The organism is Treponema primitia (genome assembly GCF_046533075.1).
Lineage (GTDB): Bacteria > Spirochaetota > Spirochaetia > Treponematales > Breznakiellaceae > Termitinema > Termitinema primitia_B.
Genome location: NZ_JAJQRB010000041.1, coordinates 1 through 13,462, shown reverse-complemented (window position 1 = coordinate 13,462; position 13,462 = coordinate 1). Strand labels below are relative to the sequence as shown.

9 protein-coding genes and 1 tRNA gene are annotated in these 13,462 nt (G+C 55.2%); 2 read left to right on the top strand and 8 right to left on the bottom strand.

Annotation, left to right across the window (positions count from 1 at the left end):
- A partial coding sequence (locus LQZ19_RS07570; protein ID WP_411047064.1) for a response regulator occupies positions 1–1,131 on the top strand: 1,131 nt, incomplete at its 5' end.
- Between the two features lie 193 nt (positions 1,132–1,324).
- Here the strand turns inward: LQZ19_RS07570 and LQZ19_RS07565 are convergent.
- Together LQZ19_RS07565 and LQZ19_RS07560 are read right to left on the bottom strand one after the other, a co-directional pair.
- Positions 1,325–1,398: transfer RNA gene (locus LQZ19_RS07565), tRNA-Pro, on the bottom strand.
- Positions 1,399–1,465: 67 nt separating this feature from the next.
- Positions 1,466–3,193, bottom strand: a complete 1,728-nt coding sequence (locus LQZ19_RS07560) for a sugar phosphorylase (protein WP_411047063.1) — start codon at positions 3,191–3,193, stop codon at positions 1,466–1,468.
- Positions 3,194–3,280: 87 nt separating this feature from the next.
- On the opposite strand from LQZ19_RS07560, the gene LQZ19_RS07555 reads away from it, so the two are divergent.
- Entirely contained in the window at positions 3,281–5,350 is a 2,070-nt protein-coding gene (locus LQZ19_RS07555; RefSeq protein WP_411047062.1) for a DUF4139 domain-containing protein, read from the top strand.
- Between the two features lie 100 nt (positions 5,351–5,450).
- Here the strand turns inward: LQZ19_RS07555 and LQZ19_RS07550 are convergent, their stop codons facing one another.
- From LQZ19_RS07550 to metG, 6 genes are read right to left on the bottom strand one after another with little or no spacing between them, the layout of a single operon-like run.
- Positions 5,451–7,229, bottom strand: a complete 1,779-nt coding sequence (locus LQZ19_RS07550; protein WP_411047061.1) for an AMP-binding protein — start codon at positions 7,227–7,229, stop codon at positions 5,451–5,453.
- Between the two features lie 11 nt (positions 7,230–7,240).
- Complete coding sequence (locus LQZ19_RS07545) at positions 7,241–7,795, bottom strand: helix-turn-helix domain-containing protein (RefSeq protein ID WP_411047060.1); 555 nt, start codon at positions 7,793–7,795, stop codon at positions 7,241–7,243.
- A gap of 17 nt (positions 7,796–7,812) precedes the next feature.
- A complete protein-coding gene (locus LQZ19_RS07540; RefSeq protein ID WP_411047059.1) occupies positions 7,813–9,324 on the bottom strand; it encodes a type I 3-dehydroquinate dehydratase in 1,512 nt (503 codons plus the stop codon).
- A 40-nt stretch (positions 9,325–9,364) separates the two neighbouring features.
- The gene (locus LQZ19_RS07535) at positions 9,365–9,811 is read right to left on the bottom strand and encodes a hypothetical protein (protein ID WP_411047058.1); all 447 of its coding nucleotides are present in this window, start codon (positions 9,809–9,811) and stop codon (positions 9,365–9,367) included.
- The gene (locus LQZ19_RS07530; RefSeq protein WP_411047057.1) at positions 9,808–10,905 is read right to left on the bottom strand and encodes a lipid II:glycine glycyltransferase FemX; all 1,098 of its coding nucleotides are present in this window, start codon (positions 10,903–10,905) and stop codon (positions 9,808–9,810) included. The genes LQZ19_RS07535 and LQZ19_RS07530 overlap by 4 nt, the downstream gene beginning before the upstream one ends.
- A complete protein-coding gene (metG, locus tag LQZ19_RS07525) occupies positions 10,905–13,301 on the bottom strand; it encodes a methionine--tRNA ligase (RefSeq protein ID WP_411047056.1) in 2,397 nt (798 codons plus the stop codon). Before metG ends, LQZ19_RS07530 begins: the two co-directional genes overlap by 1 nt.
- Positions 13,302–13,462 lie beyond the last annotated feature (161 nt).

Here is a 13,462-nt window from a genome sequence, read left to right as displayed (position 1 = left end):
ATCGGAATGCCCGCCTATGCGGTTCAGATAGCGAATGTTCTTAACGGCGTCTCCATCATGCAGGAAAAAAAATACAACGCCGTCAAGTTCACCGTCCCCGAAGGGCGGATACTGATTGTGGATGATATTGTTACCAACCTTACGGTGGCGGAAGGTCTCCTGGCGCCCTATCACATACCGGTTGACTGCTGTACCGGCGGCATAGAGGCCATAGGGCTGGTGGAAAAAAATCACTACGATCTGGTTTTTATGGACCACATGATGCCCGGCATGGATGGTATTGAAGCGACCAAGGCAATTCGTGACTTACACACCGAATACAGTCAAGCCCTGCCCATTATTGCCCTTACCGCCAACGCCATATCGGGGATGCGGGAAATGTTCCTGGAAAAGGGCTTCAATGATTATATTTCAAAACCCATAGAACTTAACCAACTGGATGAAATTCTGCGGAAATGGATTCCCGAGGCAAAAAAGAAGAAGGCCGCGTCCCCCTCCGCAGTTTCCCCGAAAACAGCTCCGGCTGCGGCGCCAGGCGCCATTCCGGGGGTGGATACCGCCAGGGGCCTAGCCATGACCGGCGGCAGCGAAACCTCTTACCGTAAAGTGCTTGGCTCCTTCCGTAAAGATGCCCTGGACCGACTGCCCCTGTTTGCGCGTGCCCCCGGCGAACCGGAACTTTCCCTGTTTGTCACCAACGTTCATGCCCTCAAGAGCGCCGCGGGAACCATCGGGGCTGCCGCCGTATCTCAGGAAGCGGAGGAACTGGAGGCTGCGGGAAAGGCGGGGGACCTGGCCCGTATCACAGATCTGCTATCGGGATTTTACCAGGACCTCCAAAATCTGGCGGAGCAGATTGGGCTTGCATTGAACAGGGAAGGAACCGTGGAACTTAACCGTGAAGGGGCCGAAGGAAATAGTGCACAGTATTTTTTCCTGTTTACAGAACTTGCCGAAGCCCTGAAACAAGAAGAAATTGGGGCCATCCGCCGCATCTTTGCAGAACTGGAGACGGCTCCGCTTGACGGGAAATTCCGGGAAACCCTGACAGATATTTCCAACGCAGTGTTGATGAGCGAATTTGGAGAAGCTGTCAAAAAAACGGATAAACTTCTGCGAGGAATATCTTGATAATATTGAACCGCAAAGTCGAAAAAAGAGGGTTTCCCTTTAATTCTTCTTCAACTTATTCGCCTTTGTGTACCTTTGCGGTAGAATTTTCTTTAAAAATTGATACGCACCCGAGGTGTCGCTAATGCTTTGAAAAAACGCCGTAAATCCTTGTATTACAAGATTTACGGCTTACAGGGCCAAGACCCCTTAATCGGGCAACCCGGATTCGAACCGGGGACCCCAAGTCCCCCAGACTTGTACGCTAACCAACTGCGCTATTACCCGAACAAGTGCATACACACTAGTAAAAAAGACTTTACCATAAAAAATCACAGTATGTCAACGTATATTCTCAGCCTTTCGCCGTCGAAATCTCCCGCCTGTCCCCGTCCCCGCAGGCGATCCACCGGGTTTCCCAGGGTTCCAGGGCTATTTCGTCCGGGAAAAGACCCGCCGGAAGCCCATTCATCCGGACCTTGAGTATGGCGGGTTCCGCCCCCATGTTTTGGACACAGAGGACCCAGCGTTTACCCACCGGCCCTCGTAATAGGGCGAATACGGCGCCGTCGGCGTCCAGGACTTTTTGGGGCGCCGTGGGGGAAAAGGCTTCCTCGGCTCTTCTAAATTGGAGGAGGCGGTTAATACCGCCGTTTATCAGGGCGCGGAGGGAACCGCCTTCGTCCAGTTCCTTTTCCACCCGGTCTATGGGTGGGCGCTCACGGTTTACGGCGCGGTTATAGCCCAGCAGTTTCGGGCCTTCCGTCCAGGCTTCGGAGCCGATCCAGCTGTGGAAGTATACCGCAGGGAGACCGGACAGGGAGAGGAGTACCGCCTGAGCAGCCAGGAAAGCGCGGGCGCGGATTTCCGCTGATCCAAGAGACGGAGGCGCAGTAATACTGAGGTAGGAACAGTTCAGTTCGTAGGGGATGGGACCATCGGGGCTGTCCTTGTAACTTACCAGGGCGCCCCGGCGCTTGGCTTCCTCAATGGTTGCGGCGAAAGCGGCGTCATCCACCAGGCCTTTAGCGGGGGTCACCCCTACCCCGTCATGGCTTGCCAGGTAGTTAAGAAAGAGCCAGCCCTTCCCGGGGGACGGCAGGGTTTTGGCCCAGGCGCGCAGGGGGCCGGCGTCACCGGAAAGCATACCGTGGAGGACCAGGGGCGGCAGGGCGAAGTTATAAACCATGTGGGCTTCATCGCCATCACCAAAGTAGGCCACGTTTTGGGGGTGGGGTACGTTGGTTTCCGTGAGGATCAGCACATCCAGGTCCAGGGCTTCCGCGATGGCCCGGAATAGTTTTACTACCGCATGGGTTTTTGGATGGTGGAGGCAGGGATGTCCGTCCTCCTTCCACAGGTAACCGATGGCGTCAAGCCGGACGATCCGGGCGCCTCGTTGGACGAACTCCAGAAAAATTTTCACAAATTCTAACAGTACCGCAGGATTACTGAAATCATAATCAACCTGATCGGCGCTGAAGGTGGTCCATACGTATACTTCAGAACCATCCTTACGTATAAACGGGGTAAGCAATGGGCTGGTACGGGGGCGGACTACGGATGAAGCATCGTAATCCTTAGGCCGGGTGGTATACCATCCCGCGTGGGCTTCGTCCCCGGATAGGAAATCCTGAAACCAATCGCTTTGGACGCTGCCGTGGTTCACCACAAAATCAAAGACCAGCTTAAAACGGCCGCCCAGGGCCGCTATGTCATCCCAGGCGCCGAAACGATCATCCACCTGCCGGTAGTCCACCACAGAAAATCCGTCGTCCGACGTATAGGGGTGAAATGGCAGGATGTGCAGATAGCTAAAGCTCCCCTGGTTGCGGCGCTCCAGAAATTTTCCCAGCCGGGCCAGGCCGGTATCCTTCGCCCCGATCTTGTCCGCCGGCGGGGCAAGCATATCGCCGTAACTTATCAGGAAGGCATCCTTATGGGTAAACATGGTAAGCCCGGGACCGCGTTTGGCGCCATTCAACAAACCAAGCAGTTCAGCGTAGGTCTCCCGCCCCGTTTCTTCGCCATAGATGAAACCAAAAAGTTTTCCCAACGTTTCTTTTTTGGCCGTATTTGCCATTAGAGCCCCCTTTTTTCTATTTGAATTGCCTAATCATCGCTTGTTGTTTATTATAGATGATAATAGGTGATAAAAGGATATAAAGTAATGAAAAAACCAAATTTAATGTATACCCTGTTGATGATTCTGCCGCTTACCCTGAATGGGGCCGGAACTTTTGCCCAGGCTATTCAGGACCAGAGTACAGAAACAACGATTCCCCTTCGTAAAATATCCCTCTTTTCCTCCGGAGTGGCCTACTTTGAGCATGGGGGCGAAATTTCCGGCGGCCTGGTTGTACCCCTCCCCTTCAACCAAGGGGCGGTGAATGACGCCCTAAAGTCCCTGGTTATCAATGATCCCGGTTCAAGTTCCCCTTCGGTGCGCTACCCATCGGAGCAGACCCTCTACCGTACCCTGCGGAGTCTGCGTATCGACCTTTCGGGAAACCCCGGGGCCGCAGCGATACTGGAAAGTCTCCGGGGAGCGGAGCTCCAGGTGAATACCCCCGCTGCAGTAACCGGGCGTATCCTGGGCCTTGAGTACCGCAGGGTGAATGCCGAGGCCGGTAACAACGGTGAACCGGTTCGGGAAGCCTGGCTTTCCCTGGTTACTCCCCAGGGCATACGGGTCATGGCGGTTAAGGATATTATCTCCTTTTCCTTTACGGACCCTCAAATAAACAGCGATCTTAACCGGGCCCTGGACCTTCTTTTGGCATCCCGGGAGGCGGAAACCCGCTTACTAACCATCTCCCTGCCGGGCGTCGGACGTCGTACCGTTTCTCTAAGCTATGTTATCCCTGCTCCGGTATGGAAGGTTTCCTACCGCCTGGACTTAAACCGGGAAAAAGCCCTACTCCAGGGCTGGGCTATCGTGGACAACGACGGGGATACCGACTGGACCAACGTGGAGCTCTCCCTGGTTACGGGCCGCCCGGTTTCCTTTGTGCAGAATCTCTACCCGCCCTACTACCTGTACCGGCCAACCCTACCCCTGGCTATCGCGGGGATCGCCGAGGCGCGTACCTACGATTCCGGCTGGGGGAATAGCGCCGCGGAGGCGGAAGTCGATTCCATGGCTACAGACCGGGAATTTTCACCCAGGGCAAAGTCGCTGTGGGAAACCCCTGCGCCTGCCTCCCCCTCAGCGGCGTACAGCTCGGTGCAGCAAAGTGTTGCAGGCGGGACCGCGGAAACCGCCCGGGGGCGGGAACTGGGGGATCAGTTTGAGTTTACCCTACCCCAGCCCATTACCCTGGAGCGCCAACAAAGCGCCATGTTTCCCCTGGTGGAGGGAACCCTGGATGTGGAAAAAACCCTGGTTTTTGACGGGGCCCGCTCTTCACGGGGGGGCATACTCCACCCGGCTATCAGCGCGAAGATTACCAACACCACGGGGATGAAGCTCCCCGCGGGGCCCATCACGGTTTTTGACGGCGGTTCCTATGCCGGGGATGCCCTGATAGAATTCTTCCCGGTTGGAGAAAAGCGGCTCATCTCCTATGGTGATGACCTTTCCGTATCCGGCGCAATGATCGCCTCCGGTTCACAATCCCTGCGGGGGGTGACCATCAGCGGCGGAGTTATGTCTATCTCCCGGAGAATTACTTACGAAAAAACCTATACCTTCAATAACGCTGCGGGAGAACGGAAGCGGCTCATCCTGGAGCATCCTATTACTCCCGGAACCGAGCTTGCCATGCCCGCAGATTTTGATGAGCGCACCGATTCTGTGTACCGCTTCAGCGTGACTTTGCCGGCAGAACGGGAACTGACTATTACGGTACGGGAAGAAAGCCCACGGGAGGAGCGGATCATCCTGACCCAGCTCCGTCCCGAAGTTTTCGCCGCCTATGCTTCAAACCAGGAAATCCCCGCCAATGTCCGCGCAGCATTACAGCGGGCCATCGAACTAAAGAGGATCGCCGATACCGCCATGGCGGATCAGACAGGAATTGAAGGACAGCGGAACTACCGGATTTCCGAGCAGGACCGGATACGCCGGAACCTGGAAGCGGCGGGTAACCAGACCCCCCAGGGCCAGGAGTACCTCAAGCGGCTGGTTGCCATGGACAGCGAAATTGATGAGCTTTCCGCTAAGGCGGACAGCGCCCGGAAAGATACCCAAGCCGCCCAGAAAGAATACGAGGATTATTTAGGGAGTCTTACTATATAAAGAAAAACCGCAGAGAGCGCAAAGGAAAACACGGAGAACGCAGAGATGAATTCTCTGCGATCTCTGTGTTCTTCTCTCTGCGATCTCTGTGTTTTCTCCTCTATTCCGGCGGAAGATCCCCCTCAGGTTTACCGGAATCCTCCGCCCGGATCTGGACCCGGCGGATCTTACCGCTGATGGTCTTGGGGAGTTCGTTGACGAACTCGATGATCCTGGGGTATTTGTAAGGAGCGGTGGTCTTCTTCACGTGGTTCTGAAGCTCCAGTTTCAGTTCCTCCGAGGCAGTCCAGCCCTTGGCGAGAATTACCGTGGCCTTAACCACGGTTCCCCGGTCCGGATCGGGCACCCCGGTGATGGCGCACTCCAGCACCGCAGGATGCTCCAGGAGGGCGCTTTCCACTTCGAAGGGGCCTATCCGGTAGCCGGAGCTTTTTATCACGTCATCGGACCGTCCCACAAACCAGTAGTAGCCGTCCTCGTCCCGCCAGGCAACATCCCCGGTATAGTAGACATCATCGTGCCACACACTTTTAGTGAGAGCCTCGTCCCGGTAATAACCGCCAAACATACTATCCGGGCGGCGTTTATCCGTACGGACCACGAGCTGACCCTCCTCCCCCATGTCGCAGGAACTACCGTCTTCCCGGAGCAGATCGATATCGTAGCCCGGGGATGGCTTGCCCATGGAACCGGGCTTGGGCTGCAACCAGGGGAAGATGGTGGCCATTACCACCGTAAGTTCCGTCTGCCCGTAACATTCGTGAAGCCTAAGCCCCGTACTGGCAAGAAACTGTTCGTAGATTTCCGGGTTCAGGGGCTCCCCTGCCACGGAACAATGTTTAAGCGATGAAAAATCGTATTTTGATAGATCCTCTTTAATAAAAAAGCGGTATACCGTGGGAGGAGCGCAGAAGGTAGTAAGCTTGTACTTGGCGATAACCTTCAGCATTGCCTGGGGAACAAAGCGGTCGTAATCGTAGACGAAAATACCGGTCCCGACAAACCACTGTCCGTAGATCTTTCCCCAGGCCGCCTTGGCCCAGCCTGTTTCCGCCACCGTGAGGTGCAGCCCCCCGGGAACAGCCTGGTGCCAGTATTTGGCGGTAAGTATATGCCCCAGGGGATAGGCAAAGTTGTGTTGGACCATCTTTGGCATACCGGTGGTACCGGATGTAAAATAGAGGAGCATAATATCATCGTTGGTGTTCACCTTAGGAGGCCGTTTGAAATCCGCCGGGGCTTTTTCCCAGATGGCATGAAAATCCACCCAGGGGAAGGAACCGGCGGGTAAGCTCAGACCCGCTTTGGCGGCAGCCTGTTTTACCCGTTCGGCGGGCTGCACATCAGAAGGGGTATGGACAGAACGGACAAAAGCCTTGTAACGCAGGGCCGGCTTTTTCCCCGATGCGGCAAGCAGTTTTGCTGCGGCCTCGTCAACATGGAGCATCACCTGTTCATCGTCCACACAGATAATGGCAACGATGTCCGCAGCATCGCAGCGGTACACCGTATCCTTGGTGGTCAGGAGATGGGTAGCGGGAATACAGATGGCGCCGATCTTATGGAGCGCCAGGATGATGGGCCAGTATTCGTGGCGGCGCTTGAGGATCAGCATTACCGGATCGCCCTTGCCTATACCGGCAGCGGTGAACAGGGATGCCGCTTTGTCAGAAAGCCTTTTGATATCGGCGTAGCTAAACTCCGCCTCTGCGCCAAACTCGTCGCACCAGACCATGGCCCGGTCGTTGGGAGTTTCCGCCGCCCGGACATCCATCACATCCCAGGCAAAGTTAAAGTCTTCCGGAATGTTCACAGAATAATTCGTGTAGTAATCCTCGTAGGAATCAAATTCGGTACGGGGTAAATATTTTTCAAGCATCGCAGCGCCTCCTAAAGGACCATGGCAAGAAACAGGGCCCGTTTTCCCCCAAGGGCTTTCATACCATGGGGCTCGTTGGAATCATAATAAACACTATCCCCGGGGCCAAGTTCCATTTCATGGCCACCGATGGAAATTAAAAGACGACCCTCCAGGACATGGTCAAATTCCTGGCCCGGGTGGGTATTGAGGCTCAGGGGTTTCAGTTCCGTATCCGCATTGGCCTCCACCAAAAAAGGCTCCCCTTTTTTATGGTGGAAATTGTAAGCCAGATTCCAGTAGGTGTACATGGGCCGGCGTATAACCTCCGGCCCCTGGGCCGATCGGGTAAGACAGTAGGTTTTAAGCCTGGAAGGAGCGCCCAACACTAATTCTGTCAGGTCAACCCCAAACCGGCCGGCTATTTCTACCAGGGAACCTACGGGGAATTCCACTTCCCCGGACTCCCAACTCCGGTACTCACCAAGATCAAAGCCCAGTTCTTTAACCAGAGCTTCCGTCGAAATACCCTCAATTTCCCGCAACACCCGTACACGGGCAGCGATTTCGCCCTTCTCTTCCGCCATAGCAACTCCTTCTTCTATTATTTTATCCATTCCCGAGATACCAACTTGGAGGGATACTCCTTGCCAAAAAAACAGGAATACTGATACTTTGCCTGACGTATCAGCATATCATGACCGTTTAAAACTTTGCAACCCGCCGCCGCAGCCCTGGTGAGGAACCGGGTACGTTCCGGTTTGTAGATAAGGTCCATCACCACCTCGGTCCCGCTAAAGGAATACAGATCCAGGGGATCCCCCTCTAAATCCGGGTCCATCCCCACGGATGTAGTTTGAATAATAATATCATTATAGCCGTTCATCAACTCCGCCCCCCGGGCATCCAAACAGCCCCAGGCAAAGCGGTAGGGCGCGGCAAGTTCACGGGCGCGGATTTGGGTACGGTTCAGGACCAGGGCCTTCCCCTTCAGGCGGAAAATCTCCGCCGCCACTGCCCTGGCCACCCCTCCGGCGCCGATGATGGAGATCCGCATTCTTTTAAAATCCCTTCTGCCGGTAAACGCCAACAGGGAATCGGAAAAGCCATGGGCATCCGTATTTGCCCCGGACCAGCCCTGGGGACCGCATATCAGGGTATTACAGGCGCCCAGGGATTCAACCTCGGCGGTTTTATGGCCCAGATAGGGAAGCACCTTTTCCTTATAGGGGATAGTAACCGAAGCGCCCGCCAAATTTACTTCTCCGGCGAATTGCATAAAGGCTTCAACAGAATCCGATGGGAAGGGTACGTAAACAGCATCGATTTTTTCTGAGCTGAAAACAGTATTGAAGAATTCGGGGCTGGAAGTAATATTGAGGGGATAACCCAGGATGCCGTACAGCTTAGTTTTGGAGCTAATATTCCGGAACCGGTAGAGTTCTACCAAATCCCGGGGGCTTAACTGGCCCGGGGCTCCGGGGGGGAAATCTTTCTCCTCCAGGGCCGCAGTATAACTAAGGTAGCAGCCCAGGTATTCCGCCAGTATGCGGGTACTGATCCCCAGATGGCCCATGCAGAGAAGTATCTTCTCCTTGCCCGCAGTTTCCCGTGCAGCCTGATAAACCCTGCGCACATCCTCAAAGCTTTGGGGCATCACCGCCGCCTTGGCGATTTCATCGCCCACATGGAACATGTTCCGCAGCCTTCCCGCCGGGTCCTCGCCAATACCCTGCAAATTATGGTAAGACCGGATGATCCGGGTACCAAAGGTACGGGCCGCCTCTTCAAGGCTGGGAACGTTCAGATCATCCTCCAGATCCACATAGGCAAAATTATGCCGCCTGTCCGCTTCCGCAAAGGCCAAGCCCTTGGAAAACAGGCTGATCCGGGAACCTTCGCCGCCCACAAAGTTACCGCCGTCCATGAACCGCCGTATGGTCAGAATCACCGGCAGTCCCGCCAATTCCGGAAAACGGCGGATTAGGAACCGTTCGTCGGGATCAAGGAAGTCCACCCGCAGTTCCGCTATGTCCACGTACTTCCGGTACTTTTCCAGTACCTCTAAATTTTTTGCGATAGTTTTTCCGGTCAAGCAAAGGCATATTTTTGCCATACAAACCCCTAAAAAACGTTAGTTTCAAGAAACATTGGTTTCAAAAGTCAGAACGGTATATAAAAATCGCCGCCACCTTTCCTGCGGCATCGAGATTGATCCGCAGCTGAAGCGGCCAGGATCGGGAAGGGAGAGGGTACAGCAGATACCCGGTATAGGCCTGCACCCCTTCTCCCAAGGTTAGGGAAACTACTCCGCCGGGATCACCCAAATTTATACCATAAGCGGATTTCAAGCCAAGCTGCCAAACCCGGTCGCGGTAAATATACAGATCCCAGTCATTATATACGAAAACCACATCGTCCTGCCATTCTTCGGCGCCCCGGACCGCGTAAACCGATTCGGGAATTCCGAAGCGGGCATACACCATCGCCAGAGTAAGGCCTATGGCCGTATTCGGATCACGGTCATTCCCTTCCCCAAGATTTTCCTGTGCCCACAGCGGAAGGGCATAGCAAACTAACAGCAGAACTGCGATTCTTCTCATAGGGAATTTTTCCCCCGCTTCTTTTTCTTAATGGTTCTGATTCCTTTTCGCAGGGCTTCGGCGGCGCTAAAGACCCTCCTGACCAGAGGCTTGTAGGTAAAGTCCCAGCTTCCCGGGCGGTGGATAATCCGGCCGCCAAAACCGGTTTTAAAAAGATAGAGCCCCGCCATGGGATGCTTCGTATCCGCATTGGGAGGAATACCGAACAGATCGTACTGGGTACAGCCCAGGGCCTTAGCATCCGCCATGGCCTTCCATTGGAGGGCATAGCTGGCCATACGGTTCCGTTCCTCATTGGAGCTTGCGCCATAAAGATAGGTAGCAATACTGTTACGGAAAAGCACAATGTTGGCAGCCAGGGTTTTCCCCTTGTATTCCGCCAGGTAGAGCCGCAATTCCTGGCCGGGATATCCGGCGCAATGGGCAAACAGGGTTTGATAATATCCGATACTGTGGATGCTTATCCCGTCCCGTTTAGCGGTCTCTCGGAAAAGGGTGTAAAACGTATCCAGTTCCTCCGCCCCGGTATGCCGAACCTGCACCCCCCGCTTTTCCGCCAGCTTGATATTGTAGCGCCACTTGGGCTTCATCCCCCTGAGGATATCCGCTTCCGGGGGACGGAGGTCCACCAGCACCGTATCCGGGGGCTGCACATCCGCAGCGGAACGGGAAAATGGGGGGTAGATAGGAGGCGCCGGGGTTTCGGCGCCGGCCGTATACCAGGGCGGATCAAAACGGATAAAGGCAGTGTTCTCCGGAAGAAGGGATTTCAAGGCCAATGCAAGTTCCCGGAGCAATTCGTTTTTTTCCGAATCCCCGGGGAAAAAATCCGGCGGCAGTTCAGGACCCCAGGGCACATAGGCAAAGGAAATTCCAAAAGCCAGGGGACGCCGTATCACCAGGAGGGGCAGATCGATTGAATCGCCGCCGCCCTCCCAGCTAACCAGGAAAGACCGGGCATTCCAGCCGAACCGGGCCTTGAAGCTGCCCCAAAACCCCGATTGCAGAAATGAGGCGGCTTTGTTACAACGGGCAAGATCCGCAGAGGCAATCCCGCGGTACTTCCGGAGAACATTTGTTTCAGAAGCGGGCATCAGTGAACCTCGCCGGAGGCGATAGTTTTTGTGCTGATAGGAATACTGCCCGCTTTTAGGACTTTGCCGCCAATACATACACGATGATCCGTAACCAGGATGGGTATGGTAAAGAAGGTATCTATGGTAATTTCTTCCGGAAGCTCCGGTTCCGGCAGTTCCCGGCTTTCAATGCCGATACGGGTCCCCGTGGGGATATCCCCTGCGTCCAGCACTTCCACCCGCTCATTGCCCTCCGCATCCTTGTCCGAAGCGGCCAGGAGCATACCCCGGCTTTCCACACCCCGGAGCTTGGCCGCCTTGAGGTTGTAGGCCACGATGATATGCTTGTGGAGCAGTTCCTCTTCTTTGTAAAAGGGAACTAAACCGGACACAATGGTTCGCTCTTCCCCGGCAATATCCAGGGTTTCTATGTAGAGTTTATCCGCCTTTGGATGGCGTTCTATCCGTACAATTTCCGCAACCCGGAGGTCCAGGGTCTTCACAAACGCTGCGGGCAGCTCCGCCTCGGGAATCGCCGGGATTTCCGCCGGGGCGGGGGCCTTGCTCTCCGGGGCGGGGGCCTTGCTCACCGGGGCGGCCTTTTCCGCTTCCGCCGCTGCCTGACGATCCTTCTGGCTGCCCGAATACCGTTCCCGCAGTTCCGCTATCAGCTCATCCTCCAGCTTGGTAAAGAGAACTTCGCTCCTTAGCACCTCGTGGAGCCCCGTACTATGGCCAATATCCTCCCAGGTAATCAGCTTATCCAGGGGAAGAATCGCCGGCAGTTTGATACTTGGCAGCAAGCCGCCTTGTTTCTTTTTCCCGATGCTCAGGCCGAAAAAGGAGGCGATCCGTTCCGCCGCCTGGGGCATGTAGGGTTCGATCATCACGGCGATATCCCGAACCACATGGCAGAGGTCCCGGATCAACGCTTCCGCCGCGGCCGGACCTTCACTGTCCCCCTTCTCGCCCTTCCGCCGCCGCCAGGGTTCACCGTCCTGGAACGTTTTATTGGCGAAGGACGAAAGCTCAAAGATCTCCCGGAAGGCGTCCCGGAGATCCGCCCGTTCCAGCTTTGCCGTAATAGCCGCTTCGTATTTACGGACCGTATCCCAGAAGGGGGTATTTTCGGGAAGGAGAATTCCACCGGCAGCCAAGAGGCCGGTACCGGGGATTTTTCCGCCGTAGTAGCGGGTTACAAAGGACAGGGTCCGGTTTACCAGGTTGCCCAGATTGCCGATCAGTTCTCCGTTGACCTTCTCCTGGAAATCCTTCCAGGTAAAGAGGGCGTCCGCCTTTTCCGGCCGGTTGTAGAAAATATAAAAACGCCAGATATCGGCGTCGATGCCGGTTTCCATCACATCGGTACCGAAGACCCCTACCCCGCGGGTTTTGGAAAACTTCCCGCTTTCGTAGTTGAGGTACTCCGTACTGGACATATGGTGGAGCATGGTCCATTTATCTCCGCTCCCCAACATACTTGAAGGGAAGATCACCGTATGGAAGGGAATATTGTCCTTGCCGATAAACTGGAAAAGGTCGACGTTTTCAGGATTCTTCCACCAGTCATCCACAAAAGCCCGCCAATCTTTGGTAGTTTCCGCCCCCAGATTCCCGGTAATGGAAATATACCCGATAGGCGCATCGAACCAGACGTAGAATACCTTATTCTCATAGCCCTTTTTGGGCACCGGAATACCCCACTTGAGGTCCCGGGTAATGGCCCGTTCCCGCAGCCCATCCCGAATCCATGCCTGGGTCATCTGTATGGCGTTATTGGACCAAAAGCCCTTAACCGAAGCTTCCTTGATCCAGCTTTCCAGCCGGTCCTTGATCTTAGGCAGATCGATATAGAGATGTTTGGTGGACCTCAGCACCGGGGTGGAACCACAGGCGGAGCAGCGCGGCTCCTTGAGCTCCGTGGGGTCCAAAAGTTTCCCGCAGGACTCACACTGATCCCCCCGGGCATCGGCATAACCGCAGTGGGGACAGACACCCCGGACGTAGCGGTCCGCCAGGAAGCGGTCGCAGTGTCCGCAGTGGAGCTGTTCGATGGTCTGCTCCGTGATATACCCATTGGCGTCCAGTTTTTTGAAGATATCCTGGGTAACCTCGGTCTGAATCGGCGTGGATGTTCTGCCGAATTTGTCAAAGCCGATATTGAACCAGCGGTAAATCTCCGCATGGATGGCGTAATACCGATCGCACAGTTCCTGGGGACCAATACCCTCTTCGGCGGCCCGGTTTTCCGTGGCGGTACCGTATTCGTCGGTACCGCATATATAGAGGGTATCGTAATCCCTAAGCCGGCAAAACCGGGCAAAGGCATCGGCGGAAAGGACCTGGATAAGGTTGCCCAAATGGGGGACATTGTTCACATAGGGTAAGGCTGAGGTAATTAGTCTTCGCTTCATAGGGGGTTAGTGTAGTGAAAATTGCGATATTTTACAAGCTCCCGGGAAATACGCTTGATGTCGAGCCGGGCGGATCGGGAAAACGCCGGCGGGGGCGGGGGAGCCACGCTGCGGGATGCCTGTAGAATTCCCCTATGAAGCCCCTTCGGGTCTTCTCCGGG